General features: G+C 60.6%; 3 protein-coding genes and 1 pseudogene. 2 read left to right on the forward strand and 2 right to left on the reverse strand.

Annotation, left to right across the window (positions count from 1 at the left end):
- Positions 1 to 1,236, forward strand: a 1,236-nt coding sequence (locus AWB78_RS41355; RefSeq protein WP_074173709.1) for a type IV secretion system DNA-binding domain-containing protein, incomplete at its 5' end; no start/stop codon positions are given.
- Positions 1,236 to 4,184 (forward strand): MobF family relaxase, encoded by a 2,949-nt coding sequence (gene mobF / locus AWB78_RS41360; protein ID WP_062612932.1) that lies wholly within the window; start codon positions 1,236 to 1,238, stop codon positions 4,182 to 4,184. The genes AWB78_RS41355 and mobF, both read left to right, overlap by 1 nt.
- A gap of 333 nt (positions 4,185 to 4,517) precedes the next feature.
- Here mobF and AWB78_RS41365 read toward each other — a convergent pair whose 3' ends face one another.
- Entirely contained in the window at positions 4,518 to 5,075 is a 558-nt protein-coding gene (locus AWB78_RS41365) for a phospholipase D family nuclease (RefSeq protein WP_062612934.1), read from the reverse strand.
- Positions 5,038 to 5,217 (reverse strand): annotated as a pseudogene (locus AWB78_RS49060) (CpaF/VirB11 family protein); the annotation flags it as partial. The pseudogene AWB78_RS49060 and the gene AWB78_RS41365, both read right to left, overlap by 38 nt.

A 5,217-nucleotide genomic window follows, 5' to 3' on the forward strand; every position in this document is an offset into this window, starting at 1 on the left:
GGAAAACGGCAAATCACGATCGCCGGCGTTCCCATGCCGACCGACGCGGAAAATACTCACGTTTCGATTGGCGGATCGACCGGGACCGGGAAGTCAACGGTTTTCAAGGAAATGATGGTCTGCTGTCTGGCGCGTGGTGATCGAATGGTGGTGCTCGATCCTGATGGCGAATTTTTGTCGAATTTCTATCGCAAAGGCGACAAGATTTTAAATCCCTATGATGCGCGTTCGGAAGGTTGGTCATTTTTTAATGAAATTCGTGCCGACTACGATTTTAAGCGTTATTCAGCTTCAATCATTCAACGCGCGGGCAGCGCAGATTCGGAAGAGTGGAACGACTACGGGCGGCTGCTGTTCGCCGAAGTGGCGCGAAAGGTTTATGCCACTGAGCGCCATCCGACGATGGATCAAGTGTTCGACTGGACGAATCGCAAGAGTTTGGAAGAGCTCGAAGCATTTGTTGAGGGAACGAACGCCCAAGCGCTCTTTACGGGCAACAGTCGAGCGTCAGGCAGCGCGCGCTTTGTGCTGAGTAATAAAATCCCGCCGCATCTTGAAATGCCGCAAGGGAATTTCTCCTTGCGTGATTGGATCGCGGATCCTAACGGCGGCAATCTGTATATCACCTGGACCGAAAATACGCGTGCCGCTTTGGTTCCGCTGATCTCCTGTTTTGTTGACACCATTTTCAGCAGCGTGCTCGGCATGAGCACCGATCTAAACCGGCGCATCTGGGTTTATCTGGACGAGCTGGAATCACTGGCGCGACTGCCGACCTTAGGCGACGCCCTGACGAAAGGGCGCAAGAAGGGCTTGCGCGTCGTGTCCGGCTATCAGACGTACACGCAGTTAGTGGATGTCTATGGCGAGAACCTCGCTGAAACCATGCTCGGCAACCATCGAACCATGGTGGCGCTTCCCATCGGTCGTATGGGCGAAAAGACCGCAGAGAAGATGGCGCGTGCGCTCGGCCAGCACGAAGTGATGCGGCATCGCGCGGGCCGCAGTCGCAAGACGTTTGGTGGGGCGGGCACCAGCAGCCAGAACGAAGAAATCAAACCAGAACTGGTCGTGCTCCCGTCCGAGCTCATGCGCATGCCGAATCTCGAAGGCTATCTTGCCTTTCCCGGCGACCTGCCGATTGCGAAATTCAAGACCGAGCCCGTCACCTACACCCGCAAGCATCGTGTGCCGGGCATGATCTCGCTCGATGGTGAAATCATGGGGCCGTCCTGATGCTGAACATCACGACGATCAAGCGCCAGAACGTCGGCAAGGTGGTGAACTACTACACCGACAGTGCGGACGACTACTACGCCAAGGATGGCAGCGCCATGCAGTGGCATGGCCAAGGCGCGCAGGCCTTGGGCCTGTCCGGCACGGTCGAGCAGCGCCGCTTTGCCGAACTGCTAGACGGTCGAATAGACGAACACACTCAACTGCGGCGCACCACGCCCTCAGAGGCCCGGAAGGAGCGCCTGGGCTACGACCTCACATTCTCGGCGCCCAAAGGCGTGTCACTGCAGGCGCTTGTCCACGGCGACGAGAAGATCATCGCTGCCCATGACAAGGCCGTTGCCGCCGCCATCCGCGAGGCCGAAATGCTCGCGGCAGCGCGCTCCACGGTGAATGGCAAGACCAGCATCGAGCGCACCGGCAAACTCGTTGTTGCCACGTTCCGGCATGAAACGTCGCGCGAAGTCGATCCCGACCTGCACACGCACGCGTTCGTGCTCAACATGACGCAGCGGCAAAACGGCGAGTGGCGCGCACTCGTCAACGATGGCATCGTCCATTCACTGAGTCACCTGGGCAACGTCTATAAAGCGGAGCTGGCGAAGGAGCTGGAGCGTGAGGGCTTTACGCTGCGCTATAACCGGCACGGCACGTTTGATCTCGCCCATTTCACCGAGCACCAGATCCACGAATTTAGCGGACGACGGAACCAGATCGACGCCAAGCTCGCCGAGTGGGGGCTAGACCGACAGACTGCCACCGCGGAGCAGCGCGATCGTGCCGCAATGCAGACGCGCGAGCGCAAGAGCGAAATCGACCGTGACGAGGTGCGCGCAGCATGGCAGGCACGCGCGAAAGAGCTGGGCGTCGACTTCCACAGCCGCGAGTGGGCCGGTGTTGGTAACGACGGCCCCCGTAACGACGGATTCGGCAATGACAGCAAGGAAGCCCGCAACCGCGTCCCGCCGATCGAGAAGCCGCTCCAATATCATGCCGATCAAACTGTGCGCTTTGCCATCAAGCGCTTGACTGAGCGCCAGGCGATCGTGACCGGCGAGGAATTGCTGGCCGTTGCCTTGAAGCACGGCTATGGGCGCTTGTCGGTGACCGACATTCGCGCCGCGATCGGCCGCGCGAAGGACGGCGGCCACCTCATCAAGGAGGACACCTTATATCGGTCCTTGAACCCGGCGCGGAAAAATGGCAAGCGCGCCAAAGCCGAAGCCGCACCGGAAGGTCCGGCGCTCACGCGCGAGCAGTGGATTGCGGAGCTGATGACGGGGAATCGCACCCGTGAGCAGGCCAAAGCGATCGTGGACAGCGGCATTACCAAGGGCCGGTTGCAGGACACAGGCAGCCGGTACACGACCCATATTGCGCAGCGCCGTGAGCGCGACATTCTTGCGCTCGAGCGTTCCCGGCGTGGCAAGGTCGAACCACGCATCACCGCGCAGCAGATCGACGCTTATCTGGCAACACGCACCCGCACCGCGGAGCGGGAAGGGCTCAACGTCGAACAGGCCCGCGCCGTCGCGCGCATCGCCGACACCACGAGCCCGTTCATGGCCGTTCCAGGCTTCGCGGGCGTGGGCAAGAGTTACATGGTCAAATCCGCCAAACAGTTGCTCGAGGACTACGGATATCGGGTGAGCGCGCTCGCGCCCTACGGCAGTCAGAAGAAGGCGCTCGAAGATGTGGGCATCGAGGCGCGCACGCTGCAATCGTTCTTGAAGGCGAAGAACAAGAAGCTGGATGACAACACCGTCGTGTTCATTGACGAGGCGGGCGTCATCCCCGCGCGTCAGATGCTTGAAACGATGAAGGTCATCGAGGCAACCGGCGCGCGCGCGGTTTTTCTTGGCGACACGGCGCAGACCAAAGCCATCGAGGCGGGCAAGCCCTTCGAACAGCTTCTCGATGCCGGCATGCAATCGACTGAGATTCGCATCATTCAGCGCCAAAAAGACCCGGCGCTATTGAAGGCAGTCGAACTGGCCGCTGCAGGCAAGGCCGCGGATTCGCTCGCGCATGTCACACACGTCCGCGAGCTCAAAGATTCGAGCGAACGATACAGCGCGATCGTGCAAGCCTACGCGGCGTTGACACCGGCGCAGCGGGCCGAAACGCTCGTGATCACCGGCACGAACCACAGTCGCAAGGAAATCAACGACGGCATCCAGCAGGCGCTCGGCTTCAGGGGTACGGGCATGGAATACACGCTGTTGGACCGGCTCGATACGACACAGGCTGAACGGCGGCACAGCAAATACTACGAGAAGGGCGCGATCATCATTCCCGAGCGGGATTACCGCAGCGGCTTGCGGCGCGGCGAGCAGTACACCGTGCTCGATACGGGCCCCGGCAACCGCTTGAGCGTGCGCGGTCCGGACGGTGCGGTACTGAAGTTTTCGCCGGCACAGATCACGCAGCTTTCGGTCTACAAGCCCGAGCGTACGGAGTTGGCGGTGGGCGACCAAATTAAAATGACGCGCAACGACAAGGACCTCGACCTCGCGAACGGCGACCGCTTCACTGTGAAGGAGATCCGCGAGAAGGCAATCATCGCGGAGGGGAACGGCCGACGCATTACGCTTGATGCCGAGCACGCGATGTATGCCGCGCTCGCGTACGCATCGACGGTCCACAGCGCGCAGGGACTGACCAGCGACAAGGTTCTCATCAACCTCGAAACCCGCTCGCTGACGACCGCGAAGGACGTGTACTACGTCGCCGTGTCGCGCGCCCGCTACGTGGCCGAGATTTTTACCGACGACGCAAAGCGCCTTCCGGCCGCAGTGTCCCGCGAGGCAGACAAGACGGCAGCGCTCGAAATTAGCCAGCTCCAACGCCACGCCGAGAAGGCGCACGCGCACCACGGCCCCGACTACACCGCTCCGAGAACGACAGGCAAAGAGCGAAGCGGGCCGGATATTGCCATTGGTGGATGAGGGATGCGGCAAGGACGCAAGCCGGTACACGCACTGGATGAAGACCAGCACTGGCACTCGGATGAGGCGGACATCGAGCGGCCACAGAGAGTCGGGCCAACCGCGTTGTGAGCCGCTGCCCCGATGACCGTCAGCGAACTTGAGAGCAATCCAACCCCGTGCCGGGTCCGGCGTTCGCGGAGAAACAGGGATTTGTTTCTCACGAGAGAGAACACATCGATGGCCGTACCGCGGGCGCTAGCGACAACAGCGTACGACCGGGGGTGACGGCGCTGAAAATCGTGCTGCTTTTGGGGTTTGGGGGCGGTATGATTACTTCTTCACGCGCCCCGCTCAATAGCTCGAGCGGTACGGCGTGGATTTCTCCCATCGGGTTTGCCAATGCTTGAGATACGGCGTGGCAATCTGAGGATAGTTCCAGATGACCAGCGCGTTTTCGCTGTTCGCGTGCTCGGCAGACGAAGTGTAATTGAAGGAGCCCGTTTCGACCGTCTGCCCGTCCGCGACAATCACCTTGTCGTGCGCGATCTCGTAGTAGTTGTCGATGCGCAGCGCAATGCCCGCGTTCACGATCCGATTCATTGCGGCCACGCTCGCCCGCCCCGTGTTGGCGCTTTGATCGAGGACGATTTGCACGTCGACTCCACGCCGCTTCGCGGCAATCAACGCTCGTATAATGTCGGCGGAAGTGAATGAATAGCCGAGCATCCGAATCTCGCGCTTGGCCGATTCGATGACACTCAGAACCAGCGTGCGCGCGGTGCCTTCCGGTGAGAAGCCAACCTGCAGCGTCGCCGCTTGGCTCGGCGCGGCCGATGCCCATGCGGCGATCGCAGCAGCCACAACGAGCGCATTAGCCCACGAGTTGGTGACGCCGATACGCCGGATCATAGTAAATCTCCTTCACTTCGCGGTTTGCCATGTAGATAACAATGTCAACCGTCGTGACGACGGTCTTTAGAATCACGTCGTAGTTCACCGTGCGGCCCACGTCCGAGGCTTTAACGAGCGTTGCGATCCGAGCAAAGGTCGT

It is taken from the genome of Caballeronia calidae, assembly GCF_900044055.2.
GTDB classification, from domain to species: domain Bacteria; phylum Pseudomonadota; class Gammaproteobacteria; order Burkholderiales; family Burkholderiaceae; genus Caballeronia; species Caballeronia calidae.